This window comes from Bacteroides sp. OM05-10AA (genome assembly GCF_003439055.1).
Lineage (GTDB): Bacteria > Bacteroidota > Bacteroidia > Bacteroidales > Bacteroidaceae > Bacteroides > Bacteroides intestinigallinarum.
This window is the reverse complement of record NZ_QSUR01000011.1, coordinates 110,059-135,509: the sequence shown is the minus strand read 5'-3', so window position 1 is coordinate 135,509 and position 25,451 is coordinate 110,059. Positions and strand designations below refer to the sequence as shown.

The following is a 25,451-nucleotide window of genomic DNA, read 5'->3' as shown; positions in this document are numbered from 1 at the left end:
TTGATATCAAAGATGCTGAATATATAAACTCCCATCATAATCTTTGTATTTAGCATCTTTGTATATATCAACCAGTTGATTACTGTAATCAAGGATTATATCTGTGGAGGTTTGGGATAAATTGGTCGCCAGAATACCACTTCCCAAAATGCCGGGATTACATAATACACTGTCTTTCCTTATTGAATTCATGGTAAGCTCTACACCTGTGTAATCTTTGATGCCGGCCTTTTCCAGACTGGATGTAATATAGTTGTCCAAAGATGCTTTATCATCTCCGGTCATGAATCCATACCATAATAAACACTTCATTCCTAATAGAGTAGCCTGTATCAGGACATCAAGATAGGTTACTCCAGAATCTCCTTTCTTGTCTATTTCGTAAGGATCGATATGGATGAAAGAGGATGTGGGAAGTGAGGGCAATAGCTCTATGGTACCTCTTGAAGAGTCGGCATGATATATCTCTACAAATGGACTTAATCCGATTTGTTGGGCATAGGTACCCACATTCTCCAGTGCACTCTTTTCTAAATCAAAGAATACAAACCTTTTTGCTTGCTTCCCTAATACATTCATAGCCAAGGCAGGTGAACCTAAATAATTCCCTTTTGCCATCTCTCCGCTTTCCAGTTGGTAATATACAGAATCTTTTAGAGATGGGACCTCGTCTGCTTTCTCCAGGAAATGATAGATGCCATATTGTTGCTCCGGGGTTTGTGTCATCGGATAGATGGCACATGCCGAATTGGTCTCTACATATACTTGCGGAGTTTCATTCTTGAGTACTTTACAGAGTATCAGATGTTTCAAGACATCGGGTTGTTTTGCGAAATGAGTGTAAGTTGCCATGTGTGAGTGTATTAATTATGCAAATGTAAACAAATACATTCTATTTATAAACAAAAAAGCACTTTTCAGTTCAAGTCTTATGCTGTATACTAGAATGTATGTATATGTTCACCCGATGCAGTGATAATTAATCCTCCGCTATTACTTACTATTATTTCATGTTTCCCCTCTGGAGTGACTAAGATTGAGCCCATCTGTACGAAGTGTTTTCCGTCTGTTGAAACCCGGACCTTGGAACTTGTCTCCTTTTCAGAAGATTTGTCTTCCTTCTTTTCTTTGCTCGTCTTGTTTTCGTCACGGCAATTATCATATCTGTCCAGATAACTCTCCATCTCTACCACCTTATTATCCACAAACCTGATTCTTACAACTCTGGCTGGAGGATATTCGGAAGAACGAAACTCAAGTATTTCGCTTTTATCATCAAAACTTCGATAAATGGGTTCACCCAAAATAGCTATCACATCTTTAGGAAACATTCCCCGTTCTATACGATTCAAGTTATTATAACTGATTGCAGACGTATAGCAACTACTGAATAGTATTGTCAGCAGCAAAAGCAAAAAGGTTGGATTCTTTTTCATATTAAGTATAGTTTATGTGTTTTCTTGATGTTACAAATGTAAAGTAAGAAAACTTCCTATACGAGTGATTCTCCCTAATTACATATAGGGATTTTCCTAACTTTTCTAATGCTTCCCGCATTAAAAATGCCTTTATTGCATACTTCTTTTGCTAATCTAATTTCTTTTTATCTTGATATTACGAAACCATACGTCATGACCATGATCCTGCAATCCGATATATCCCTCTTTCGCTTTTTCTTCTCTGTTGTTCAGTAACTCAAAAGCCAACGGCCATTTGGTTTCACTGAATTTACTGTTTTGGAGCCTTTCTTTCCATTCGGGTGTCCAAAGCTGACATTCCATGACTTTGGTCCCATTTAATTCATGGATGACGTGCCCCTGCCTGACTCTAATTTTTGTTTTATTCCACTTTCCAAAAGGCTTGGCTATCTGCGGAATGGCGGGGATAATGTCATAAAGTGAACCGGATATCCGGCTATTGACCTTTCCCAATTTGGCATCCGGATTATGTTCGTCGTCCAGTATCTGATATTCAAGTGCGGATATATAAATCGGCTCTAACCGATTTTTCCCGTTCATGTCTCTTGTTGTTATTTCACGTGTGAGGTAAAAAATGCCGGAGTTACCTCCTTTGGAAATCTTCCACTCCAGTTCCAATTCAAAATCTTTGAAAGGAGAAGCGAAAATAAGATCTCCTCCCTCTCCGGCTGCTGAACTGTTAAGATGGAGCACACCGTTTTCTACAGACCACTTCTCCGGTAAATGGTCTTTTCCATAGCCGCGCCACCCTTTTAGAGAACTGCCATCAAATAAATGAATGAAACCTTCCTGATCTGCGGGAAAGTCGGAAAGATTGATAATTGCTTTCTTTATATCTTCAAATTCCGGTCCTATTTTATTGGAGGCTTCGGGTTGGTTCCTTGATGAGGATCTGTTATGACAGGATATCCCTGTGAATAAAGCCAGGACCAGGAGGGATAATTTATATAGTTGTTTCATAATTAAACAGTTTAATGGCTGTAAATATAGCTTTTTTAGTGATTGACTCCTTCAAATAAGTCCCGGTTATCCCGTGAATTTTGTGAACTCCGTTTGAAATGATTAAAGGTGTAGCTAATAGATAGAGTGATAACCGGGAATTTCGGTCGTATATGTGTGACCGATTCCAGATTGGGAGTGGTGATGTCATTCTTATAACGGGCGGAATTAAATATATCCCGGAAGGACAAGGTGGACTGCAGATTAGAGCCAAACCATTGCTGGCGAATAGCCAGATTGACGAACCAGAAAGAGTCCGAGCGGCCTTGTGTTGTTACTGAAGGACCTACAAAGTTTCCATCCAGCTGAATACGGGTATTTTTGCAAATACGGAGAAGATTATTCACGGTAATATCATAATTAGTGCTGGTTTCTTCTTTTCCTCCGGAATTGATATTGTTTACTACCTTATAATAGTACACATTTCCGTTTACGTTCAGGTTCCACCATTTATTTACGATGAATTGTCCGCTCAATTCCATGCCTAAAGCGTGATCGTTTCCTACATTGGCCATCGAATCTAATGTAACTCCTGCTTCGTAGGGCACTCGCAAGCGTTCAATCTTATCTTTGCGCGACCGGTAAAACAGACTGGATTGTAATACTTGTTCACCGATATTCTTTTTGTAATTCAGTTCGTAGGAATGTATATATTCGGGACGTATGTCGGGATTTCCTATTTCGGCAGTATAATAATCGCGGTAAGTGATATAAGGTTCCATGTAAAAGAGTTCCGGGCGATTGGTACGATACGAGTAGGCAAATGTCAGTTTTTGTTCGTGAGGTAATGTATAACCGACGTGTATGGAGGGGAATACTTCGAAACGGTTTACCGTGCGATTGGCTCCTTCAATAGAACTTCGCAATACTTGATGGGTATGTTCTCCTCTTAGACCTGCCTGTATGTCGAACGCTTTGTAACTATCGCTTCCCATCAGATAAACCGAATGGATTCCGCGTTGGAAATAAAATGTGTTGTAGATGTCTTCACGCCAGTAGAACTCTTCTTTCGCCGGATTCCAGAATTGCATGCTGTAATCACCATCCTCCAGGTAAGAGTGAAATTGATAACCACTTTCCAAAAGTCCGGTTTTGCTATAAGGGTAATTGTAAACAAGATCACATTGTATGGTCCGGCGTATTTCATCTTCCCAGGCACGATGGCCTTGTTGACGTTGCCCTTGCTTGTCGAAAAGGTCACTCTGGAAATATTCGAGAGGATCTTGTTCAAAGCCTGCCATGAAACTTCCGGTGAGCGTATGTCCGTTGTTGTTGAACTTATGCGAAAATCCGGCTTTTCCGATATTAACTGTTGAATGTAGGTCGAAATCATCCCGGCTATTGTTATTGTGTGGAGTAGATGTACCATTGGCATCCGTATGTGTTTCTGTATAATCCAAGTCTCCTTCCCGGGTGAACTTATCATAAACGATTTGCAGTTCAGCATTGATTGATGTCCGGGGAGAGAAAGAATAATCAATGCCTCCCCGTAAACCATAGTGATAATTTTTTCCTTTTCTGGGACCGATGGATGTGGAAGTGGTGGTTATGTGATCGACAATGGTTGTTTTTCTCTGTTCGAAGTCGCTCTCGCGTATGGGCTGGTTCCAGTGTCCGGCAAGATGCCATTGCAATTTGTTGTGTTGCTGGGATAATAGGAAGTCGACGCCGTTGGAAAGAGCTGTGCTGCCATATACATTTATCATGCCATTGATACCCTGTTGCTTGTTTTTCTTGGTGATGATATTAATCATGCCGACTTCTCCGTCTGTGTTGTAACGTGCAGAAGGAGTCGTTATAATTTCGATGTTTTCTATTTGTCCGGCGGGTATCTGTTGTAGTGCCTGGCTTCCTGAATAGAAACTCGGTTTTCCGTCGATATATACTTTGAAACCACTGCTTCCCCTGAATGTTACTTCTCCGTCTGCATCCACCCGGATGGCAGGAGTGTTTTCCAGAATATCGACTGCTGTTCCGCCGCTGCTCATCAGTGCATTGGATGCATCAATGATCTTTTTATCTAATTTGTAAACGACCTGTCTTTTAGTTCCTTCTACCACCACTTCGGTGATGCCGATCTCTAAAGGTTGTAATTCTATGATTCCCAAATCCAGTGCAGGAGCGGAAGAGGAACGGATGATGATTGAATCTTGGGTGTAAACATCATATCCGAGAAGTCTTACCATTAAAGAATACTTTCCGGCTCCGATGTCGGGTAACAGGAAATGCCCATTGGATTCTGTGAGAACATGGGATACCGTGACTGTTCCTTCTTTCAACAATATGACGTCGGCAAATTCTATCGGGTTTCCCGTTCCTTTTTCGCGAATGTTTCCTTTGATTTGTGAAGCCGTTGCCATAAAAGAATGGAAACAGAACATAAAGAAGATGAGAGTGAATGTACTTTTCATGATAAATGTTTTAAATGTGATGAGGCAAAGGTATTCAGACACTTTATATCCGGAGAATAGCACCTTTAAAATATGATACCTGTGTCACACAGAGAGATACATTTGTCACTGTGAGACATAACTATGAGGAGAAATAAGTCTATATTTGTCCATGATTTCATTATGCGGTATAGATAACAGAGAGAAAACGATTGCTTGTTTGCTACTTTCTCTATTTCTTTTGCAGGTTGCCGTATCTGCAAAAGCTTTCAACCTGCGGAAGATTAATAATTCGGAGAATCTTTCCAGTGGTATCATTTCTTCTATCCATCAGGATGAGAAAGGATTGATTTGGATCGGTACAAACCGGGGACTCGATATGTATGACGGCAAACGTGTGATGAAATATGGTCCGGAACATAACGAGAATTTCTTCACAGGCAGCAACATTCATAAAATCATGCAAGTGAATGATAGCCTGTTATGGCTCCAAACCTATCATGGGTTACATAAAATAAATCTTGAATCGTCAGCAATAGAATCTTTTGATATGTTCAACCGGATTTCTTTTTTGAACAAGGATTGCTATGGCAATATCTATCTGATACAGGGGAATTATTGCATTTATTATAAGTTGAAGGATCAGGAATGTTTCGAACAGGTATTTGTTCCCGGTTTAAGAGCGAATGATATTGTCGCCTTTTTTACTGACAATGCAGGAAAGTTGTGGATATTCCAGAAGAATGGTGTCGCTCTTTGTTTTTCTATACAGATTAGTCGGCAGGGGACGATAAAACTGGAACCTTCCGCCGGATATAAGCATTCGGCAGGCATTAGGTATGGAATAAGTGATGATAGTTCTGTTTTTTATTTTGTGGATGATACATATACACTGTATGAGTTTGACACATCGGCTCAAAAACTGTTTCTCGTTTGCGACTTAATAAAACATATAGCTGGAAAAGACGAAATCAGTTCATTAATCAAGTTCCATCATGATTATTTTATAGGATTTAAGACGAAAGGGTTGTCTTTATTAAGGAAGAATGACCGGGGGTATGTTCTTGAGGAAGTGAATGTGCCGGGAGGAATCAGTTGCATCTATAAGGATAAATATCAGGATTTGGTATGGATTGGTACTTTAGGGCATGGCATATATCTTTATTCAAATGATATGTATTCCATTCAATCTTTTCACTTGAGTGACTTTATACCTGATTTACATCAGTCTGTAAGTGCTTTATGGGTAGATAAAAAGAATACATTATGGTTAGGTACCAGAGGAGAAGGAATTCTACAGATAGATAATTTTCAGGTGGATAAGAAAGTAGAAGACCATGAACTGAAATTGTTAACTGCCGGTAATAGTCAGTTGCGGGATAATGTTATTCTTTCTTTGGACGAAAGCAGGCAGAGGAATCTTTGGATTGGGAGTGAAAAAGGGCTTACCTATTTTGATAGTGAGAGGAATCGTGTTTTTCCTGTTCCCTTGTCGAGCGGTGGGAAAGAGATTGAATTTATATCGGACATTTATGAAAAGGATTCGCTATTGTGGGTTTCTACGATGGGGGTGGGAATTATAAAGGCGCATATTGAATGGCGGAATGGTACACCTTTACTTACGGTTATCAAGCAGTTCTCTGTGAAAGATGGGGATAGGTTCGCGAATTGTTTTCAGGATATTTATCCGGAGGGGGATTCCGTATTATGGTGCATGAATAGGGGGGAAGGTGTTTATAAATTACATATAAAAACTTCGAAATTAAAGAATATCCGTTTGGAAGGATATGCAATCAATGAAACCAATGTGATGCAGAAAGATTATCATGGGAATTATCTGCTTGGAACTAATTTGGGTCTTGTGAAATATAATCCTACGGGTTATAAGGTATTGAATGAAGCGGGTGATCTTTTTGCCAATAGTGTATATGGCATTCTTTTTGATTCTTATTCTGACTATTGGTTGAGTACCAATCGCGGATTGATTTCATACAATACGGATACAGAGTCTATCAGGAGCTATGACCACCATGACGGACTTTCGATACTGGAATTTAATGAAGGAGCTTCTTTCAGAGATGCAAAGAATGGGATTCTTTATTTTGGAGGCACCAATGGTTTCGTTACCGTTGAGAGGAATTACTTTGATGAGGGACAACATTATATGCCGCTAATCTATTTTAAGGCAATAACTATACGGGAACAGCAGTATCCGGTAGAGAAATTTCTTTCTCAAGAAGGAAATAATACTTTTCTGGAATTATCCCATGAACAGAATTTTTTCACTCTTTCTTTTGCAGCTATCGATCATTTGAATGGGAATAGTCATTCTTACTATTACAAGTTGGACGGTGAGGGGAAGGGATGGACATACAATGGAAACTCCAACGTCATATCATTTGCTGACCTCCATCCCGGTAATTACAGACTGTATGTGAAGTATTATAATAAGGCATTGAGGAAAGAAAGTTATATCTGTAAAATGGATATCAAAGTACTTCCGCCCTGGTATGCATCTCATTGGGCTTATGGTGCCTATCTTTTGTTTGCATTGGCTGGCATATTGTTCATAGTCAGGATGTGGATGGCTCATCAGGAAAAAAATAAGAGGGAGCAGTTACAGAAGATAGAACAAAAGCATAAAGAGGAGATATATGAATCTAAACTTCAGTTCTTTACTAATATATCCCATGAGTTCTGCACACCGCTAACGCTTATTTACGGACCGTGCAACCGGCTTATGGAGCAAAAAGGGCTTACCGAATCTGCTAAAAGATATACATCTGTAATCAGGCAAAATGCTGAAAGGTTGAACTCTCTGATTCAGGATTTGATTGAGTTTAACAGAATAGAATCCGGATACAAAAAGCCGGTCATCGTCCCTGTGGATATAACGGCTATAGCCAATAAACTGGTGGAGTCATTTACGGACATGGCAGAATCACATAAGATTTTCTTAGAAAAAGATATCTCTCCTTTTCTAAAGTGGAACTCGGACAAGGATTTTATAGTGACGATTCTTTCTAATCTCCTGTCGAATGCTTTCAAATATGCAGGGAATGAGAAGATAGTAAGAATAAAGATTGGAATGGATCAGGACAACTTGTGGATCATCGTTTCCAATACAGGGAAAGGAATAGCCGAAAAAGATATTTCAACTTTGTTTGACCGTTATCGTATCTTGCAGCATTTTGAAAAGAACGATCACTTTTGGTCGCGAAACGGATTGGGTCTTGCCATTTCTCATAATATGGTTCATCTGTTGGGTGGCAGTATCAAAGTGGAAAGTGTTCCGGATGATTGGACACACTTCCGGGTACAGTTACCATCTCTTGAATCGTGTGTAATGGCAGCTGATGAAGGAGAACCGATCTCCTTGCCCGACTACAGATTAGATTATCATTCTGCTTTGTCAATTCCTCCAAACAATATGGATGAATTAAAACCGACTATTCTCATAGTGGATGATGAAATAGAGATCCAATGGCTGATCGTTGACATATTTAAGGATGATTATAATGTGTTGACGGCAACCAATTCTGTGGAAGCATTGAAAATATTGAAAGACGTCTATCCGGACATTATCATTAGTGATGTGGTTATGCCAGGCGTAGATGGATTGGCCTTTTCACGGGAAGTGAAGTCGGATGAGGCTATAGCTCATATTCCTTTTATATTCTTGTCCGCAAAGCGGGATGTCGGAATACAAACAGAAGGACTGGACGCAGGTGCGGAAATTTATATAACTAAACCTTTCGACGTCGATTATTTAAAATCTTCTGTTCGACGTTTGTTAGAGAGAAAAGAGAGCCTGAAAGAATATTTCTCATCTCCTTTAAGCTCATATACCTTGAAAGATGGTAAACTGTCTCATAAAGAGCATCGGAAATTCGTGAATGAGATTCTACGGATTATCAATAAAAATATTAGTAATAAGGAATTGACGGCTCATACGATTGCAGAGAAAATGAACATCGGTATTCGCTCTTTCTATCGTAAATTGGAAGAAATTGAAGGTGTGACTCTAACTGATTTAATCTGTGATTGCCGGTTGGCAAAAGCGACGGATTTATTGCTGAAAACGAAACTCACTATTGATGAGGTTGTTTTTCAATCCGGTTTTACCAACCGTTCCACTTTTTATAGGGCGTTCTCGAAAAAGTATAATTGTACTCCGACAGAATACAGAAGGGAGCATGCGCAGGTGGTGATTTAAAATACAGGTTTATACTAAATATCAGTCTTTCTTAAACCACCTGTAAAACCATTTGCCCACCTTCTCATAATGCCGGGTTTCGGTATCAGTGTATAGTTTAGAGAAGAACGACGTATCTAATGGTTCTCCCGATTGGTTAGGATATAATACGATTAAGCTATTGTTGGAGAAGTATTTACTAAGCTGTCTCGGTAGTTTCTCAAAAGAACTGTCGTAAGAGAGAGTCCCCGGTCGTGCACTGATAATAACTAATAAATGGTCGTAGCTTACTTGTCCCGTCAGCACCAGCAAGTCATTCCAGTCTTCCAAAAGGGAGAAATCGGTAAGTGTCTGCTTATGCCGTTTCTTTATCCACGCTTGTAGGCGTATGGTTGTTTTTTCATTGGCAAAGAAATGTACCCGGCATCCGAGGGTACTTCCCATTCGACAGAAATGCTCCATCCAATGAGGAAAACCGGATTCGTATTCGGCTTTAGGAGGGACGGCAATGACAATTCGTTTGATTGTATGGACTGGTATTAGAAACTTAGAGATAATTATCTCACAGTTTAATCCATTCAATAAGTGTTCGGCAAGTATTCCAAAGTATGAGTCTGTGATATTTTTCTTACGATGCAGACCGGTGATAATACTTGTGATCTCATTTTCCTTGACTGAATGTATAATGCCGGAAGCTATATTCAAATCATACCGTGTGACTTTCTTTAGTGGTACATTTGCTTCTGTTGCTGTCGTTTCCGCTTTTTCCAGGTAATATTTGCTTCGAAGTCGTAGATTATCGGAATTATTATTGTCGTTGATTACATTGAGGGCTAGTAGATTATCTTTCAATTTAGAATCACGTATGATTAGAGACAGATTCACCATGTCCTCGATAGTGTCCGGGTTGGCTATGGATACTAAAATCTTCTCTGTTTCTTTTGAAGATTCATTTTCCGATAGTGAGTCATCCATTGCCACCTTTCTGGCTGCCCGTTCGGTAATCAGTGAGCTCACTACGCAAGTGACCAGGATAAGCAAGACTGTGCCGTTCAGTACATCGTCATTCAGCAAGCGATCGCCGGTGGGCAGAATAATGTTATATCCAACCAATACGGCTGCCAATGTGGCTGCTGCCTGTGCGTTACTTAAACCATACATCAGATTTCGTTCAAGAACAGACATCTTGTATATCTTTTGTGTCAGCCAGCAAGCAATCCATTTGCCTGTCAGTGCCATGGTTATCATTACGGCAGCAACTTTTAAAGCATCCCCATGTCCGAAAATAACCCGTAGGTTGATTAACATTCCTACTCCGATAAGGAAATAAGGAATGAAGAGGGCATTACCGACGAACTCTAAATGATCCATCAATGGAGAAACGTGCGGAATGAGCCGGTTGAGTACCAATCCGGCGAGGAAAGCTCCCAAAATACCTTCCATACCTACGAGTTCCATCAGTCCTGCTCCTAAAAAGACCATTGCAAGCACAAAAATGAACTGCATCACGTTGTCATTGTATCGGTGGAAGAACCAGCGACCGATGCGTGGGAAGAAATAGATGATAAGTGCTCCTAGAAAGATTACTTTTACTACTAGCCAAATCCAGAATAAACCACCGGTTTCTCCTTTGAATAATCCGCCTATAACGGCTAGTACCAACAGTGTGAGCGTATCCGTCACCGCCGTTCCTCCTACAGCAATACTTACACTACGATGGCGTGATATACCGAAGCGGGTGACGATGGGATAGGCAACGAGTGTGTGGGAGGCATACATACTGGCTAGCAGTACAGAAGTGATTACGCCGTATTTCAGATAAGATACATTTGCCACGAACCCAATCCCGATGGGAATGATGAAAGCCAGTAATCCCAACACTAATGCTTTGTTTCTCGTCTCTTTGAAGTCTCCCATGTTCATTTCCAGACCAGCCAGAAACATGATGTAATAGAGCCCGACTTTGCCGAATAACTGAAAACTGCTATCGCATGCCAGGATATTAAATCCATGTTCGCCAATAGCCAATCCTGCCAGGATCATACCGATAATATGAGGGATGCGCAGCTTATTCAATAATATTGGAGCAAACAATATAATTAGGAGTACAAGGAGAAATATCCATGTAGGGTCGGTGATAGGGAATGTTAAATCAAGGCCAATCCAATCCATAATTTGACAAGTTCGTGATATTTGTTCCGCAAAATAACCTAAAAAAATGCTTCTAAAAAAGGATTAGTTAATAAAATTAGTCATTTATTTTTTCTCCAGATTCATGATTGATGGAATGAAGAATGCAAGTGTCCCTGTTATCACAATTGCAATACCGCATATAACAAAGACATTGGCTATGCCGATAGCGTCTGCTATAAATCCGGTTGCCAGTAATCCTAAAATGGAGGGTAACAAACTGATACTGTCGAACAAAGAGAATACGCGTCCCAAGAAAGACACTTCAATCTGTGTTTGCAACAAAGCTGTAAACGGACCGGAATAAAACGGCATGGAAATCCCTTGTACTATTGCAAATATAGCATAGATAATGAATGCTGAAGGAGGAAGGATTCCGGAAACGAAAATAGAAACTCCAATTATGATGTAGGATATGTTTATCATAACGACCTTTCGGATGCGAGGATTCCATATTCCCAGCAAAATGCCGCCGACTAATGCTCCCGAGCCGAAAAGAAGTTCTATCAGACTGACTTGGTAAGCTGTTCCGGAGAAGTTTTTCAGAGTCATCAACGGTATCAAGGCAACAACAGGCATGATAAAGAAAGTGATGAGTACTTCAGTGACCATCACCCATTTCAAACCACAATTGCTACAGATTGCCTGAAAACCTTCCTTCATATCCCGGAGTACATTATTGGTTGTTTCAGTTTCTGTTTTTTCCGGATTAGGGATAAATACAAACATGAGTGTCGTACAGGCTATGGCTGCTCCGGCAACGTCGAGCAACATAACTACACTCATATTCGTACTGACAATCAGCGCAGCACCTAGCACAGGACCGCAGATATTACATAAGGCCTGTATTGTCTGATTAATACTGGCAATACGCGTCAGTTCTTTTTCAGGAGCAAGCAGCGGTATGGATGATTTCATGGCAGGTGCGTGGAAAGCGCTTCCGACAGAACGGAGCATAAGCAGCAGATAAATCTGCCAGATTTCGATAACGTCCAGATAGAATAATAACGCAATAATGCCCGAACAGAGTGCAACGAAACTGTCGGCCAATATCATAGTCCATTTCCGACTCCACCGATCGACGAAAACGCCTGCAAAGGGACCTAATACTACTTGGGGTAAAAGTGCGGCGATAGTAGCAAATGAAAGCACCTCTGCCGAACCAGTCTCAAGACTGATCCACAGAACAATGGCAAACTGGGCAATAGAACTGCTAAGAATAGAAAATAACTGTCCGGACCATATAATGATAAATTTCTTTTTCCAATTATTCATAATACTTTATTGATTACGGATGATGATAAGGGGATTGCCTGTCTGTATATAAAGAGGGCAAATACCATTATGACTAAATAATAAACAAATGATTGAGAGAAATTGCTTTGATTTTTGTTGTTTTCCTGTAATGGAGGAAAGAAATAAAAAAACGGAAGCCCAGCTAAGAGAGCTCCAAATGAGGTACGGATAAAATGAATTGATAAATAACTTTCATATTCTCAAGTTCGGTTTTTGATTCGGCAAATGTAGACAAAAAATGCCGTTCTCATGCAAAACGAGTTCATAAAAAAAGAAAATTCGTCTTGAAATGGCTTCTGTAAGACTCTAATAAAATTCTAATAGCGTTCTAACAAATCTCTAACAGGCTTCCGGAATACCTCCACTTACCTTTGCATCCGAAAAAGAATGCTAACTATATTTTTATGGATGATGATGAAAAAGAAAAATTTGCAAATACTTTTAATTTGCGGTGTATTGCTAGTTACCGCATGCAAGAGTAAATCAAAGGAAGAACAACAGAGTGGTTATCGTATGGAAGGTGACACAGTACAGATCACAGACCGTTTTTTATCTGAAAAGATAAAAGTGACTGTGGCCAGACTTGAACCTTATTCCAAAGAAGTGATTACTTCCGGTGTGGTACGTCCTATTCCTACCCGTTATGCCTGCATTGCTTCCCCTTTTGCAGGAAGAGTTACAAAATCGTATATACAAATCGGACAACAGGTGAACCGGGGAACCCCTTTGTTTGAAATCAGCTCACCGGATTTTACTACGGCACAAAAAGAATACTTCCAGGCATTGTCGTCACGTGAGCTGGCTAAGAAAGATTTAAAGCGCAAAGAAGACCTGATAAAGAACGGGGTTAGTTCACAGAAAGAGCTGGAAGAAGCGCAAAATGCTTTGCTTATTGCCGACAAAGAGTTTGAAAATGCGTCTGCTGCATTGGAAGTATATCAGGTAGAGCAGCTGGAGAATATGTTACTGGGGCAGCCTCTTGTGGTACGTTCGCCTATTTCGGGCGAAATTATAGAGAATAATATTGTGACCGGACAATACCTGAAAGATGATACCGAACCTGTTGCGATAGTGGCAGACCTGTCTGAAGTATGGATTGCCGCCCAAGTGAAAGAAAAGGATATTCGATTTATCAATGCAGGCAGTAGTCTGGATATAGAAGTGTCTGCATTACCGGGTATGGTGATTAAAGGTAACGTTTATCATGTAGAAGAGGCGGTTGACGAAGATACAAGGTCTATCAAAGTACTTTCGGTTTGTGATAATTCGAAGAAACATTTGAAATTGGGTATGTATACTACCGTCCATTTTCTTAGTGCTCCTATTGAACAGATTCAGATTTCGGAGAGCGCATTGTTGCAGGGAGAGAAAGACAGTTATGTGTATGTGCAGGTTACTCCAGATATCTTTGTAAGAACACCGGTGAAGGTAGAAGCGACCAAAGATGGATTTGCTGTGATAAATGATGGATTGTATCCGGGAGATAAGGTCATCAGTGAAGGAGGATATTATTTAAAATAGGAGATTATGAAGAAGGATTTGATGCTTTCAATTATACAGAAAAGATGGATCATGCTTTGTCTGTTTGTGATGATGTGTGTTTTCGGATATTACTCATGGACGCAACTTTCAATAGAAGCCTATCCTGATATTGCAGATGTCACATCGCAGGTTGTTACCCAAGTGCCGGGACTGGCTGCCGAAGAAGTGGAACAACAGATCACTATTCCTTTGGAACGTGCCATCAACGGTTTGCCCGGCATGCATGTTATGCGTAGCAAAAGTACGTTCGGACTCTCTATGATTACGATTGTATTCAAGGATGGGACAGAAGATTATTGGAGCCGTCAACGGGTACAGGAAAGATTGAATGAAGTGGAACTACCTTATGGGGCAGTCCCCGGACTCGATCCGCTGACATCACCTGTGGGAGAGGTTTACCGTTACATTATAGAAAGTGACCAACATTCACTTCGTGAACTGACCGACCTCCAGAATTGGGTGGTTATTCCCCGTATCAAAGAAGTTTCAGGAGTGGCGGATGTAACAAATTTCGGAGGTATCACCACCCAGTTTCAAGTAGAAATAGATCCTTATAAACTGGAACAATATCACTTATCCCTTAGTCAGGTTATTGAGGCTATTGAAAATAATAATGCCAGTGTGGGAGGCAGCATATTGAATAGAGGAGATCTGGGGTATGTGGTACGTGGTATAGGATTGATAGAGAATCTGGACGATTTGGGGCATATTGTAGTCACTACAACCTCCGGGGTTCCTGTCTTTTTAAATGATATCGGTTCTTTGAAATACGGTAATCTGGAGAGGAAAGGTGTGTTGGGATATACCGATCGTACCCGTGATTATTCGGAAAGTTTGGAAGGGATTGTGCTTCTTCTGAAACATGAAAATCCGTCTAAGGTATTGGATGGCATTCATGCGGCAGTGGATGAATTGAATCATGAAATTTTGCCGGAGGGGGTGCGTATACATACTTTTCTGGATCGTACCAGCCTGGTGAACACAACTTTGGATACTGTTTCCCATACGCTCTTAATGGGGATGGCATTGGTTGTTATTGTGCTTATTCTGTTCTTGGGCAACTGGCGTGGAGCATTACTGGTTTCAATCACCATTCCGGCATCCTTGCTTATCGCTTTTATCCTGATGCATCTTACGGATATCCCTGCCAATCTTCTGTCACTCGGAGCCATAGATTTTGGAATCATTGTAGATGGTGCCATTGTTATGCTGGAAACTATTCTCAAGAAACGTGAGGATTATCCCGAACAGTACATCGAAGAACAAAGTATCGCACAACGAGCCAAAGAGGTAGGACGCCCGATTCTTTTCTCCACCATAGTCATTATTACAGCCTACTTGCCATTATTCGCTTTCGAACGTGTGGAACGTAAACTGTTTACTCCTATGGCATTTACGATGAGTTATGCAATGATCGGAGCACTTTTGGTTGCTCTTCTGCTGATTCCGGGACTGGCTTATGCTATTTACCGTAAGCTGCGCAAGGTCTATAAGAATAAATGGCTGGAAAAATTGAAGGAGAAATATACTGGCGCAATAGAGAAACTCATTCAGAAACCAGTAAAGACCATACTCTTTTCATGTTTGATTCTGATTGCGGGTATCGTGTTAAGTGGTGTTGTAGGGAAAGACTTCCTTCCTGAATTGGATGAGGGTTCGATCTGGTTGCAGGTGAATCTTCCTCCCGGCATTTCTGTTGAGAAATCGAGAGAGATGTCCGATACACTTCGTTCCCGTACGATGAAGTATCCCGAAGTAACTTATATCATGGTTCAGGCAGGGAGAAATGACGATGGTACAGATCCGTTCACCCCTTCGCATTTTGAGGTATCTATCGGGATAAAGCCTTATGATGAATGGCCGAAGGGAAAGACCAAGCAAGATTTGATTCATGAACTGGAAGAAGAATATAAGACGCTACCCGGTTTTAGGGTCGGATTCAGCCAACCGATGATAGACGGGGTGATGGATAAAATAGCCGGTGCGCATAGTGAATTGGTTGTAAAGGTGTATGGTGAGGATTTTCGGGAAACACGTCGTATTGCGGAAGAAATCACCCGGGCGCTGGGAACGGTGAAAGGTGCCGTTGATCTGGATATTGACCAGGAACCTCCATTACCTCAACTGCAAATCATTATGAATCGGGATGCGATTGCCCGATATGGGCTGAACGTGTCTGATGTGGCTGATTTGATAGAGGTGGCAATCGGAGGGAAAGCTATTGCACAGCTTTATCAGGGAGACCGTCAGTATGACATTACCTGTAAATATAAAGAAGAAATGCGGGATACACCCGAAAAGATAGCCGGATTGATGCTGACCTCTTCTACTGGAGCTAAAATACCCCTTTCGCAGGTAGCCGAAGTGAAGTTGAGTGTTGGAGAAAGTACGATCACGCGTGAAATGAACAGACGTCACCTGACGGTAAAGTTGAATCTGCGTGGACGCGATTTGGCTTCTTTCTTAAAAGAAGCGCAGAATGTGATCGATGCGAAAGTGAACTATGATAAAAGCAAATATACAGTCAAGTGGGGAGGGGCTTTCGAAAACCAACACAGGGCCTATACCCGTCTTTCTGTCATTCTTCCGTTGACGCTGATGTGTATGTTTATTTTGCTTTATGCTACGTTTGGAAAATTCCGGCAAGCCGCTCTGGTATTGTCCATCGTGCCGTTGGCGCTCTTTGGCGGAATGCTTGCGCTCAATGTACGCGGTATGACATTGAATGTATCGTCTGCCGTGGGCTTTATTGCCATGTTCGGACTTTCCATTCAAAACGGAATTATCATGGTATCTCAGATAAATAACTTGCGTAAAGGAGGAATGGAACTTCGGAAGTCTGTTATCGAAGGGGCACGTCAACGGTTTCGTCCTATCCTGATGACCTCGGTCACTACGGTACTCGGACTGTTTCCCGCTTCTCTGGCAACCGGAATCGGCAGTGATGTGCAACGTCCTCTGGCAACGGTTATTGTGTATGGATTGATATTCTCAGCACTCATTTCTATGTTTGTGCTTCCGGTTTTCTACTATCTGATTGAGAATAACGTTTTAAATAAAAAGAAGAATGATGAGAAGGAATATACACTTTAATATCTTGCTCCTTTTATTGCTTGTGGAAGTAATATCTGTTCGTGCAGTGGCGCAAATTCCAGACAGGACTCTCTATCAGAGTATCTCTCTCGATGAGTATCTGAAACGGGTGGGGGAAGGTAATCTAAACTATCTGGCAGAAAAATTGAATGTAAGTATAGCTGATGCGGAGATGATTGCGCAAAAAGTGCTTCCTGATCCGGAAGTGGGATTTGAAGCCGGTCATGAGACTTTTTCATTAGGGCTTTCCTATTCACTGGAATTAGGAAACAAACGAGGGGCACGGATAAAGTTGGCACGTAGTCAGATGGAGCTTGAAAAACTAATCCTGGAACAGTCATTTCAGAATTTGAGGGCTGAAGCTGCCAGTCTTTTTTTGGAGGCAATTCTTCAAAGAGAGTTGCTTGAAGTACAGCAAAGTTCTTACCAGTATATGTTGCAATTGAGTCAATCAGATAGTTTACGTTATGTAGCGGGAGAGATTACAGAGAATGATGCCCGGCAATCAAAGTTGGAAGCTGTCACTTTGCTCAATGCGGTTTATAGTCAGGAAGCTGCCTATCAGTCGGCATTGGTCGTGCTGAATAGACAGATGGGAATGGCTGCGGACACTCTTTATATTCCGTTGGGTAATTGGGATGAATTAAACCGTGAGTTTTATCTTTCGGAGTTGATTAAAGCAGGTCTGGATAATCGCATAGATTTGTTTACGGCTCAAAAAAACACGGAAATTACTTCCCGTGCATATAAACTGACGAGGGCAGAACGTCGCCCGGATATTGGTCTGTCCGTTTCTTATGAAAAAGACTGGAATCGTTTTTTTCCATCGGCTCGTTCTGCTACGGTAGGAGTGTCTATTCCTTTAGCCTTTTCGAATATCAATAAAGGGACCGTTAAGGCTGCTAAATTTCGTATTTCCCAGTCCGAAATTCAGGAGAAAGATATAGAGCAACAAATACAGGCAGAGATTATGCAGGCATGGTTCAATTATGAAGCTGAGAAAAAGAAAGTGGTTCAATTTAAGTCGGGAATGCTTGGAGATGCTCAGAAAGTAATGGATGGGATGGTATATAAATACAAACGTGGTGAAACCAACATTTTGGATGTATTAGTCGCCCAACGTACCTATAATGAAGTGCAGCAAGAATATCTTGAAACAATGAAAGGATATGCTGTCTCGTTGGTAGAGCTTGAAAAAGCTTGTGGTATTTGGGATATACGTTTTTAGTAAGGGGGAAATTTTTATCCGGTTCTACGTCCGGCAATGACAGTAGAACCGGATAAAAATTTTTAGAATACTAAATCGCAATTCTGATCTACGTGATTGATTTCAGCACCCTGTTTTTGATAAAAATCAATGGCGGGTTTATTCCATTCTGATACTTGCCAACGAAGTTTATGGCATCCTGTATCTTTCGCATATTCTATAATCTGATGTATTAACATAGAACCTACCCCTTGCCCTCTGAAGTCAGGCTCTACATATAAATCGTCCATATATAATGCTTTGCCCGTCCAGGTATAATAACAAAAGAAATAGGTGACATACCCAATAATTTTGTTATCAGATGTTTCAGCGATAAAACAGTTGAAAAAGTCTTTCTCAGCTATCATTCTATCCACTGTATTTGTCATTTTCTCGGGTAATTTCTCAAATTCTGCAAATTCTTTGAATAAAGCATGGATTGATTCGAAATCTGAAACTTGGGCTTCTCGTATATTTATCATTATTCATTTAATTGACTTGAACTTCTATATTTTTTGTTTCTCCATTTTAAAGCATGGTTCTATATTCTTCCTGTTTTTTCTTGGGCAACTTTTTTATGACTTCTTCTACCGAATGGCTAATCAGCTCTTTGATAAGTTTGTCGGGTACATCTCCCTCTAAATATACGGTTATCCAATGTTTCTTATCAGAAAATGGTCCCCAAAAGATATCTCCATACTGTTCTATTAATTCCTCTGCCTTGTCAGGAGCACATTTCATATCTGCCCAGAAATTTCCGTTCTTTGGTCGTAATGTAGCAAAAGTGAACATTTTATCCATGACCTTAAAAACCAGAATATTTTCACCAAACGGCATACATTCTGTTGCTCCTTTAACAGACAGACAATAGTCTCTATACTCCTCTATATTCATGATTTCTCTCTTTGTTCTTTTTCAAATGGCAAATATATCATTTTCAGTTTGTTTTTGAATAAAAAATCGGCATAAGGCGCAAAGAAAAGCAAAGTTCTACATAAATAAATGCAGGTCAGCATCTTGTATGCAGAGCGGGTGGAAACGGACTTCGGCATAAAATGCCTGAAAACACCCCTTTCGGACAAAGTTCGACTACTAAACAGCTACCGGTTCCGAAACGGGGTATATACGGCATAACAAGTTCTGTTTCATCGCTTTGCCTTGTTTTGCATAGCTCTTGGTAAGAAATAAGTAACTACCTTTAGAAACGAAAATTTTAGAGTTATGGAAACAAAGAGAAGTACGTTTGCGACCTCGTTCTACATCAAGAGATCCGCAGTGAGAAACCGGGACGGGAAAGCCCCCATCATGGTGAAAATCTCCGTTGACGGGGATGACAAGGCAGTGGGAACCAAGCTGTTCGTCACTCCCGACCTCTGGGAGAACGGCAAGGCGAAAGGCAAGTCCGCCGAGGCAAACGAGATAAACGGGCAACTGAAGGAGGTTTCCGCCCGGCTCACCAACCACTACCACCGCATCCTCCGGGAAGAGGATTTCGTCACCGCCGAGAAGCTGCGCAACGCCTTCCTCGGTGTCGGCGTGATGGAGAACTGCATACTGAAAGACTTCGGGAACATGAACCGGGAGTTCGGGGCGATGGTGGAGAAAGGGCAGCGAGCCAAGTCCACCTACAACAAGTATCTGGCTGTTTACAACCATTTCAAGACCTTCCTTTGGGAGAAGAAGAAGCGTACCGACATGGCTTACAAAGAGCTGACCAAGGAGATCATCGCCGACTTCGACAAGTACCTGCGGGTGGAGAAGGGATTGAGCGCCAACACCCTCTGGATATACACCATGCCCCTGCTCAGCCTGACCGACAAGGCGTGGCGGCGGGGCATCGTCCGCACCGACCCCTTCGGCGAGTACAGCCTTGAGATGCAGGAGACCGACCGGGGCTATCTCACGGAGGAGGAGCTGCGCACCTTGGCTAACGCCGTGTTCGTCAAGAAACAGACCAGCCTCGTGCGGGACATGTTCCTCTTCGGGTGTTTCACCGGGCTTAGCTACATTGACATAAAGACGCTCACCCATGACAAGATACAGCGCATGGACTTCGACGGCGAGGAATGGATCATCACCCGGCGCACCAAGACCCGTGTGTCGAGCAACGTCCCCCTCATGGAGATTGCCAAGGAGCTGATAGAACGTTACAAAGGGCTTGCCGGAGGCGACCTCGTGTTTCCCATGCCCAGCAACAGCGTGTGCAACAGGCACCTCAAACAGATAGCCAAAGCCTGCGGCATCCACAAGGAGATCGGCTTCCACCTAAGCCGCCACACCTTCGCCACGACCGTCTATCTCTGCAACGGCGGCACCATCGAGGCGCTTTCCAAGATACTCGGGCACAAGCACATTTCCACGACCCAGATCTACGCCGAGGTGACCAACAGGATGGTAAGCTCCGATTTCCGGGCGATCTCCGGCAACCTCGCCGCCATGCAGCGGAGCGTGCTGGAGAAGAAGGACAGGAAACAGGACGGGAAGCGGGTGCGCCGCTCCCTCCGGGAAACGGCTTGATGCCTTCCCCGGCGCAAAATGCGGCAAAGGCAGGAACTTCCGATGCGGTGTCCCTGCCTTCGCTGCATTTCCCGATGCACACCCCCGTGCGTTTATGTTGGACTTTTCCCCCGTTTGCGCTTTGGGCGCATGTCCACGTAGTTCTCCTCCAGCATACGCAGCAAATCCGACTGGCGGTAGAGCGTCTTGCCCGGCAGCGATATGTACGGGATCAGCCGTTGCGTGCGGTAGTCCTGCAACGTCCTCGGCGTGATGTGCAGCAGCCTGCACACGTCCTCGCCCGTGAGATAGACCTCGCCGTTCATCGCCGGGCGGAAGTGCGCCGTTACCGTGTCGAGGTACCTTATGCCTTCCTCCAACGCCTCGAAGTACGCCCGTACCTCTTCCGTGTCCCTTGTGATCACTTCCATCTCACTCGTCCTCCGTCATTTCCCGGCTCATGGCTTCCACGAACGCTTCCACGTCCTCCGTCCGGTAGTAAATCTTGTGGTTGATCTGGCTGTACGGCAGCAGCCCCCGGTCACGGTAGGTCTGCAACGTCCGCTTGCTGATGCCCAGTTTCTCGCACACGTCCGCCCCGTCCATCCAGTTCATCTTTTCGGGCGGGCGGTAGCGGGCGCAAAGCTCCCTCACGTGCTGCGAGAAGCTGCCGAACCGTTCCTTCATCTCCTCGAAGGTCTTTCTCTCGATGCTTACTATTTCCATTGTCCCGATACGTTTTTATTGTTATACTTCCCTGCAAATATACCGGTCTGTATATGTCCGTGTATCAAAACCGTACCGCTTGTCCTCGTTTTGCTTCACGTTTGTAGCCTTGTCACGTTCCGGGCGGTGAAAAGCAGGGAGAAGCTCTACATATCCGCACGCCCTTCCGCATATTTCCCGTCTCTTCCGCTTGCCGTGTGCCGGACATTTCGCATATTTGTAACCGACCAAACATCATCACTATGGACGAGGCTGTCTTTATCGCGCAATACACCTTCCTTGCCACTCCTGCGGTCATCGAGGAGGAGAGCCGCATCTTGGGCAAGATCGCACGCCGCCTGCGCTGCGAGTACGTCATCCGTTTCGAGGACGACGGCAAGTTCTATTTCCTGCTGGAGACCCATTCCGGCTACGAGGAGCATTTCGCCCGGTGCGGCTGGTACATCGTCAGCCAGACCGACTTCAACAGCCGCCTGACCATCGGCATGGGCTTGTACGAGAGCGGGAACTTGGCGGGCTTCATGTACAGGCTCGATTCCGGCAGCTGTATCCGGGCGATTCAGGAGAACAGGCATCGTGCCGCTTGGATTATAAATTAAGCGTTATTTATTCCTAAATATCAGCACTTTCTGGAATTTTGGCTTTGCATCCGTCACGCTTTTAGTCCTTAAAAGCTGTCTGCTGTTGTCCGGTGTCTGTCTGCCAACATCTTGGGTTCAGATGTCCGCATTATTTTTGGATTATGCAAATCGTTGAAAATAAACATTCTAAGGTTATTGCAAGGTGCAAGCTATATATAAATATATACTTGTACCTTGCACTAAATTTCAATACTTATTTTTCCGTCTATTTTCCATTATCGTTTCAAAATTTTCTTGCCCCCATTGTTTCAACTGCTCTAAATAAGGGATTAAAGTTTCTCCAAATTCAGATACATAATATTCCACTTTGGGTGGAACTGTGGGATATATTTTTCTATTTACCAATCCGTCCGTTACCAATGACCGCAAAACAGTAGATAGCATCTTTTCCGATATAGGGGGGATTGTTTTGTATAGTTCATTGAAACGTATTACTTCATTCTCATGTAGCTTCAATAAGACAACTAAAGCCCATTTGTCACCCAGCCATTCCAGTATAGGGGAAGCAGAACAATAATCGTAATCTAACTTTTTTCTCATTTTTCTTTTATCCAACAAATTGATATACAGGAAAACTAACCTAAATGTAAGTTGCTGATAACCAAGATAGTTCTTCTTTTTTTTAAAGAGACCTATTAACTTTGCTGTCGCAAAAATAAATGTTATGGACTATAAAAGCAAAACGGCAAACGACAAAGAAATATCCATCTATTATTTCTCCGCCACAGGCAACAGCCTGAAATTGTCGCAGGATATTGCGGCGGCTTTTGGAGGAGCCGGGCTGTTCAGAATGACACCGTCAACTGGAATCACCGCATCGGACTCCCGAATCGTAGGTTTTATATTCCCCGTATATATGGGCGGACTGCCCGGCATTGTCCGCCGGTTCTTGGAAAGTTATCCGTTCAGGAAAGGCGTGTACTATTTCTCCATAGGCACATATTACACGTACAAGGGCTGTGCGGTGTCCGTTGTGGACAAAATCATGTCCGGCAAAGGCGTGCGTCTGGACTATGGCTACAACCTGCCCACCGTAGGGAACTGCCTGAAGGAATACGAGGTATCTTCAGTAAGGAGGACGAAGATACTGGAACGGGCGGAGCTTTACACTTCACGAATAATCGACGACTTGAAAAAAGGCAAACGGAAAAAGCCTTTCCCGTATTGCAGGTTATCGGATCTGTTGCACAAAGGGCTGTTCAATGCCTTTTTCAGTCGCTCGCACTTGAACTTCTCCTTGGAAAATGGTTGTATGGGATGTGGTGTCTGCGAACGTGTATGTCCCGTGAACAATATTACGCTGAAAAACGGAGTGCCCCGGTGGGGAACCGGTTGCGAGGCTTGCCATGCTTGCGTACACTGGTGTCCCCGGAATGTCATTCAGATCGGGAAGTCCAAAGGGCGGCTGCAATACCATCATCCAGCTGTAAAAAGAACGATGCTGTACCGTGTGGAATGACGGGTTCCTATGCTGCGTATCCAGAGATTCCGGTCTGTTTCCCGTTTGTAGGATTCCACCGGAACCAGCCCGTTCTTGCGTTGTTCATGCCGACAGGTCATAGAAACGATATGGATGACCTTACGCATCCTTGTCATCATCTGGAAGAATCGGCGCATGTATTGGAATATCCTCATGCGTCCCTCTTTGCAGGTTATCGTGAATGGTCTAACTCAATGTACCAGCCTTCCCTGACGGGCTTGTACAGCGTGGTGTCGTTGTACGTCCTGCGATAGATCTCGTTCAGGTCGCCGTGTTCGGTGATACGGATGTTCCGGCGGCTTTCCAATCCGGGATCGTAAATGAAACTCTTGGACGTTCCCGCATCCACGATGCCGTGGGAATAGTACGGCATAACGAGGCTCACATATACCGAATCCGCCGTTTCCCATTCCCTGCGGTCAACAAGGACAAGACCGCATCCAATCTCTGACAACAAGGAATCGAGCTGTATTCGGTCTGGCTTCAGCAGCCCATATACCGGGAGGTCTTCTTCGTCATTCGTTTCATGGGATGTATCGCTTTGCTCTGTTGAATCAAGTATAATGACCTCTTCCGGAGAAAGCGGCGGGTAGTGGAAACTGCCTTCTGAACTCTCTGCCATGATTTCGTACACCTTGCGGAACGCCGCCTCGTGCGTGGCGAAGTGGCGTATCATTTCCTCGTCGCTCGGTGGCATGGGCGGCTCTCCGCAACTTGCGGCAAACAGGCTTGCTAAAAGCAGGATTGTGATGGGTATTTTCATTTTTGCTCCCAATGTTTTTCAAATTACTGATATATATCTGACAGCAATGCCTTTGAGTTCTTCTACACTGACTTTTCGGCATGCTTCTAAATTCAATCTCTCTAAATTATACAAACTTGCGATTGTTGGTTTTAGGTTTGTGAGAGCCGTACACCTTTGTAGAAAAAGAGTTTTTAGATTGACACACTTTTCCAAACCTTCGATCGAAGTAAATGAACCTCCGATAATACGCAAATACTGTAAACTAATGGTCTTTTCTAAAAATGAAAGGTTGTCTGTCCTAACTTTGCTTAGCTGAAGCCAATTTAATTGATGCAGCATTTCCCAACCACTGATTTTTGCATCATAACTGATATTGACTTTCTCTAATACTGGAAAAAGAGATAAATCCAAGTCAAAATTATTATCTACTCCCCAACGGAAATCTTTCAGTTTTGAAAGATGATATAATCCAGTAATGTTCGACCTTTTAGAAAGAGAAACGATCCAATGAAATGTTTGTATAAAATCCCGCCCATTTAGAAAATCAAAGTTTACAACTCTTTTTATATCATTCTTTTCAGAGCGGACTAAAACATCTTTGATATTATGTCTTTGGGCATAATCAAGACCTTCTTCTAAAGAATCAAAATCTATCGTTATGCCTTTAAAATAAGAAAACTCACTATAATCTACTTTGTATTTTTCCATAAATGCAATTCTTTTCAAAAATAGGTAGTGATTTGCTTTTTCGCTGTAATCTTCGCTTCAAGCCTTGATATGCAGCTATTTTTTCCGTTCAATTACAAATATATATCATAAGGACGAAACTTCGGAATATTCGGTCTTCCTTTTTTCAAGGTATGCTTAAAAGCAGTTTTTGCGGATGGTTGTTTGGGCGTTCCCCTTCGGGTCGGGCTTTCCGCTGCAAGTCCTC

General features: G+C 42.6%; 22 protein-coding genes. 7 read left to right on the top strand and 15 right to left on the bottom strand.

Annotation, left to right across the window (positions count from 1 at the left end; translation table 11 throughout):
* Nucleotides 1-6 precede the first annotated feature (6 nt).
* From DXB58_RS10990 to DXB58_RS10975, 4 genes are all read right to left on the bottom strand, one after another.
* On the bottom strand, nt 7-852 hold the full coding sequence (locus DXB58_RS10990; RefSeq protein ID WP_122136734.1) for a hypothetical protein: 846 nt from the start codon (nt 850-852) through the stop codon (nt 7-9).
* 89 nt (nt 853-941) lie between these two features.
* The gene (locus DXB58_RS10985; RefSeq protein ID WP_008999018.1) at nt 942-1,436 is read right to left on the bottom strand and encodes a hypothetical protein; all 495 of its coding nucleotides are present in this window, start codon (nt 1,434-1,436) and stop codon (nt 942-944) included.
* 156 nt (nt 1,437-1,592) lie between these two features.
* Entirely contained in the window at nt 1,593-2,438 is an 846-nt protein-coding gene (locus DXB58_RS10980) for a DUF1080 domain-containing protein (RefSeq protein WP_117936247.1), read from the bottom strand.
* Nucleotides 2,439-2,473: 35 nt separating this feature from the next.
* The gene (locus DXB58_RS10975; RefSeq protein WP_122136733.1) at nt 2,474-4,888 is read right to left on the bottom strand and encodes a TonB-dependent receptor domain-containing protein; all 2,415 of its coding nucleotides are present in this window, start codon (nt 4,886-4,888) and stop codon (nt 2,474-2,476) included.
* 151 nt (nt 4,889-5,039) lie between these two features.
* On the opposite strand from DXB58_RS10975, the gene DXB58_RS10970 reads away from it, so the two are divergent.
* A complete protein-coding gene (locus tag DXB58_RS10970) occupies nt 5,040-9,083 on the top strand; it encodes a hybrid sensor histidine kinase/response regulator transcription factor (protein ID WP_122136732.1) in 4,044 nt (1,347 codons plus the stop codon).
* A gap of 21 nt (nt 9,084-9,104) precedes the next feature.
* Here DXB58_RS10970 and DXB58_RS10965 read toward each other — a convergent pair whose 3' ends face one another.
* Both DXB58_RS10965 and DXB58_RS10960 read right to left on the bottom strand, forming a co-directional pair.
* Nucleotides 9,105-11,234, bottom strand: a complete 2,130-nt coding sequence (locus DXB58_RS10965; protein ID WP_122136731.1) for a cation:proton antiporter — start codon at nt 11,232-11,234, stop codon at nt 9,105-9,107.
* A gap of 84 nt (nt 11,235-11,318) precedes the next feature.
* A complete protein-coding gene (locus tag DXB58_RS10960; RefSeq protein ID WP_008999014.1) occupies nt 11,319-12,527 on the bottom strand; it encodes an MFS transporter in 1,209 nt (402 codons plus the stop codon).
* 432 nt (nt 12,528-12,959) lie between these two features.
* Between DXB58_RS10960 and DXB58_RS10955 the strand changes: the two genes are divergently transcribed.
* Genes DXB58_RS10955 through DXB58_RS10945 form a run of 3 tightly spaced genes read left to right on the top strand, consistent with a single transcriptional unit; the run spans nt 12,960 to nt 18,411 of the window.
* Nucleotides 12,960-14,069: an efflux RND transporter periplasmic adaptor subunit gene (locus tag DXB58_RS10955; RefSeq protein ID WP_199487944.1), complete on the top strand. Its 1,110-nt coding sequence runs from the start codon at nt 12,960-12,962 to the stop codon at nt 14,067-14,069.
* A gap of 6 nt (nt 14,070-14,075) precedes the next feature.
* Nucleotides 14,076-17,183 carry an efflux RND transporter permease subunit gene (locus DXB58_RS10950; RefSeq protein ID WP_122136729.1) on the top strand — a complete coding sequence of 1,036 codons (3,108 nt, stop codon included), beginning with the start codon at nt 14,076-14,078 and terminating at the stop codon, nt 17,181-17,183.
* Nucleotides 17,161-18,411 (top strand): TolC family protein, encoded by a 1,251-nt coding sequence (locus tag DXB58_RS10945; RefSeq protein ID WP_122136728.1) that lies wholly within the window; start codon nt 17,161-17,163, stop codon nt 18,409-18,411. The genes DXB58_RS10950 and DXB58_RS10945 overlap by 23 nt, the downstream gene beginning before the upstream one ends.
* Nucleotides 18,412-18,473: 62 nt before the next feature.
* Here DXB58_RS10945 and DXB58_RS10940 read toward each other — a convergent pair whose 3' ends face one another.
* Both DXB58_RS10940 and DXB58_RS10935 read right to left on the bottom strand, forming a co-directional pair.
* Complete coding sequence (locus tag DXB58_RS10940) at nt 18,474-18,911, bottom strand: GNAT family N-acetyltransferase (protein ID WP_122136727.1); 438 nt, start codon at nt 18,909-18,911, stop codon at nt 18,474-18,476.
* Between the two features lie 46 nt (nt 18,912-18,957).
* Nucleotides 18,958-19,323 (bottom strand): MmcQ/YjbR family DNA-binding protein, encoded by a 366-nt coding sequence (locus DXB58_RS10935; RefSeq protein ID WP_122136726.1) that lies wholly within the window; start codon nt 19,321-19,323, stop codon nt 18,958-18,960.
* 327 nt (nt 19,324-19,650) lie between these two features.
* On the opposite strand from DXB58_RS10935, the gene DXB58_RS10930 reads away from it, so the two are divergent.
* A complete protein-coding gene (locus tag DXB58_RS10930; protein WP_117913039.1) occupies nt 19,651-20,946 on the top strand; it encodes a site-specific integrase in 1,296 nt (431 codons plus the stop codon).
* A 92-nt stretch (nt 20,947-21,038) separates the two neighbouring features.
* Here DXB58_RS10930 and DXB58_RS10925 read toward each other — a convergent pair whose 3' ends face one another.
* The 3 genes from DXB58_RS10925 to DXB58_RS10915 are packed head-to-tail and all read right to left on the bottom strand — an operon-like array spanning nt 21,039 to nt 21,882.
* Nucleotides 21,039-21,356 carry a helix-turn-helix domain-containing protein gene (locus DXB58_RS10925; RefSeq protein WP_117899962.1) on the bottom strand — a complete coding sequence of 106 codons (318 nt, stop codon included), beginning with the start codon at nt 21,354-21,356 and terminating at the stop codon, nt 21,039-21,041.
* 1 nt (nt 21,357) lies between these two features.
* A complete protein-coding gene (locus DXB58_RS10920) occupies nt 21,358-21,651 on the bottom strand; it encodes a helix-turn-helix domain-containing protein (RefSeq protein ID WP_008629224.1) in 294 nt (97 codons plus the stop codon).
* A gap of 21 nt (nt 21,652-21,672) precedes the next feature.
* Nucleotides 21,673-21,882 (bottom strand): hypothetical protein, encoded by a 210-nt coding sequence (locus DXB58_RS10915; RefSeq protein WP_057097689.1) that lies wholly within the window; start codon nt 21,880-21,882, stop codon nt 21,673-21,675.
* An 11-nt stretch (nt 21,883-21,893) separates the two neighbouring features.
* Here DXB58_RS10915 and DXB58_RS27930 point away from each other — a divergent pair, with 11 nt between their 5' ends.
* A complete protein-coding gene (locus DXB58_RS27930) occupies nt 21,894-22,250 on the top strand; it encodes a hypothetical protein (RefSeq protein WP_181983649.1) in 357 nt (118 codons plus the stop codon).
* 228 nt (nt 22,251-22,478) lie between these two features.
* Here DXB58_RS27930 and DXB58_RS10905 read toward each other — a convergent pair whose 3' ends face one another.
* On the bottom strand, nt 22,479-22,832 hold the full coding sequence (locus DXB58_RS10905) for a helix-turn-helix domain-containing protein (protein ID WP_117543795.1): 354 nt from the start codon (nt 22,830-22,832) through the stop codon (nt 22,479-22,481).
* Nucleotides 22,833-22,956: 124 nt separating this feature from the next.
* Here DXB58_RS10905 and DXB58_RS10900 point away from each other — a divergent pair, with 124 nt between their 5' ends.
* The gene (locus DXB58_RS10900) at nt 22,957-23,751 is read left to right on the top strand and encodes an EFR1 family ferrodoxin (RefSeq protein WP_117543797.1); all 795 of its coding nucleotides are present in this window, start codon (nt 22,957-22,959) and stop codon (nt 23,749-23,751) included.
* Here DXB58_RS10900 and DXB58_RS27925 read toward each other — a convergent pair.
* From DXB58_RS27925 to DXB58_RS10885, 3 genes are read right to left on the bottom strand one after another with little or no spacing between them, the layout of a single operon-like run.
* The gene (locus DXB58_RS27925) at nt 23,709-23,927 is read right to left on the bottom strand and encodes a hypothetical protein (protein ID WP_173023019.1); all 219 of its coding nucleotides are present in this window, start codon (nt 23,925-23,927) and stop codon (nt 23,709-23,711) included. The genes DXB58_RS10900 and DXB58_RS27925 overlap by 43 nt on opposite strands.
* 17 nt (nt 23,928-23,944) lie before the next feature.
* Nucleotides 23,945-24,535 carry a DUF4948 family protein gene (locus DXB58_RS10890; protein ID WP_117971491.1) on the bottom strand — a complete coding sequence of 197 codons (591 nt, stop codon included), beginning with the start codon at nt 24,533-24,535 and terminating at the stop codon, nt 23,945-23,947.
* An 18-nt stretch (nt 24,536-24,553) separates the two neighbouring features.
* Nucleotides 24,554-25,225, bottom strand: a complete 672-nt coding sequence (locus DXB58_RS10885) for a hypothetical protein (protein ID WP_117899965.1) — start codon at nt 25,223-25,225, stop codon at nt 24,554-24,556.
* Nucleotides 25,226-25,451: the final 226 nt, after the last annotated feature.

Bases quoted from the DNA above. Each gene is read 5' to 3' on its own strand.
- DXB58_RS10990 (WP_122136734.1), bottom strand. From the start codon at position 852: ATGGCAACTTACACTCATTTCGCAAAACAACCCGATGTCTTGAAACAT.
- DXB58_RS10985 (WP_008999018.1), bottom strand. From the start codon at position 1,436: ATGAAAAAGAATCCAACCTTTTTGCTTTTGCTGCTGACAATACTATTC.
- DXB58_RS10980 (WP_117936247.1), bottom strand. From the start codon at position 2,438: ATGAAACAACTATATAAATTATCCCTCCTGGTCCTGGCTTTATTCACA.
- DXB58_RS10975 (WP_122136733.1), bottom strand. From the start codon at position 4,888: ATGAAAAGTACATTCACTCTCATCTTCTTTATGTTCTGTTTCCATTCT.
- DXB58_RS10970 (WP_122136732.1), top strand. From the start codon at position 5,040: ATGATTTCATTATGCGGTATAGATAACAGAGAGAAAACGATTGCTTGT.
- DXB58_RS10965 (WP_122136731.1), bottom strand. From the start codon at position 11,234: ATGGATTGGATTGGCCTTGATTTAACATTCCCTATCACCGACCCTACA.
- DXB58_RS10960 (WP_008999014.1), bottom strand. From the start codon at position 12,527: ATGAATAATTGGAAAAAGAAATTTATCATTATATGGTCCGGACAGTTA.
- DXB58_RS10955 (WP_199487944.1), top strand. From the start codon at position 12,960: ATGATGAAAAAGAAAAATTTGCAAATACTTTTAATTTGCGGTGTATTG.
- DXB58_RS10950 (WP_122136729.1), top strand. From the start codon at position 14,076: ATGAAGAAGGATTTGATGCTTTCAATTATACAGAAAAGATGGATCATG.
- DXB58_RS10945 (WP_122136728.1), top strand. From the start codon at position 17,161: ATGAGAAGGAATATACACTTTAATATCTTGCTCCTTTTATTGCTTGTG.
- DXB58_RS10940 (WP_122136727.1), bottom strand. From the start codon at position 18,911: ATGATAAATATACGAGAAGCCCAAGTTTCAGATTTCGAATCAATCCAT.
- DXB58_RS10935 (WP_122136726.1), bottom strand. From the start codon at position 19,323: ATGAATATAGAGGAGTATAGAGACTATTGTCTGTCTGTTAAAGGAGCA.
- DXB58_RS10930 (WP_117913039.1), top strand. From the start codon at position 19,651: ATGGAAACAAAGAGAAGTACGTTTGCGACCTCGTTCTACATCAAGAGA.
- DXB58_RS10925 (WP_117899962.1), bottom strand. From the start codon at position 21,356: ATGGAAGTGATCACAAGGGACACGGAAGAGGTACGGGCGTACTTCGAG.
- DXB58_RS10920 (WP_008629224.1), bottom strand. From the start codon at position 21,651: ATGGAAATAGTAAGCATCGAGAGAAAGACCTTCGAGGAGATGAAGGAA.
- DXB58_RS27930 (WP_181983649.1), top strand. From the start codon at position 21,894: ATGGACGAGGCTGTCTTTATCGCGCAATACACCTTCCTTGCCACTCCT.
- DXB58_RS10905 (WP_117543795.1), bottom strand. From the start codon at position 22,832: ATGAGAAAAAAGTTAGATTACGATTATTGTTCTGCTTCCCCTATACTG.
- DXB58_RS10900 (WP_117543797.1), top strand. From the start codon at position 22,957: ATGGACTATAAAAGCAAAACGGCAAACGACAAAGAAATATCCATCTAT.
- DXB58_RS27925 (WP_173023019.1), bottom strand. From the start codon at position 23,927: ATGAGGATATTCCAATACATGCGCCGATTCTTCCAGATGATGACAAGG.
- DXB58_RS10890 (WP_117971491.1), bottom strand. From the start codon at position 24,535: ATGAAAATACCCATCACAATCCTGCTTTTAGCAAGCCTGTTTGCCGCA.
- DXB58_RS10885 (WP_117899965.1), bottom strand. From the start codon at position 25,225: ATGGAAAAATACAAAGTAGATTATAGTGAGTTTTCTTATTTTAAAGGC.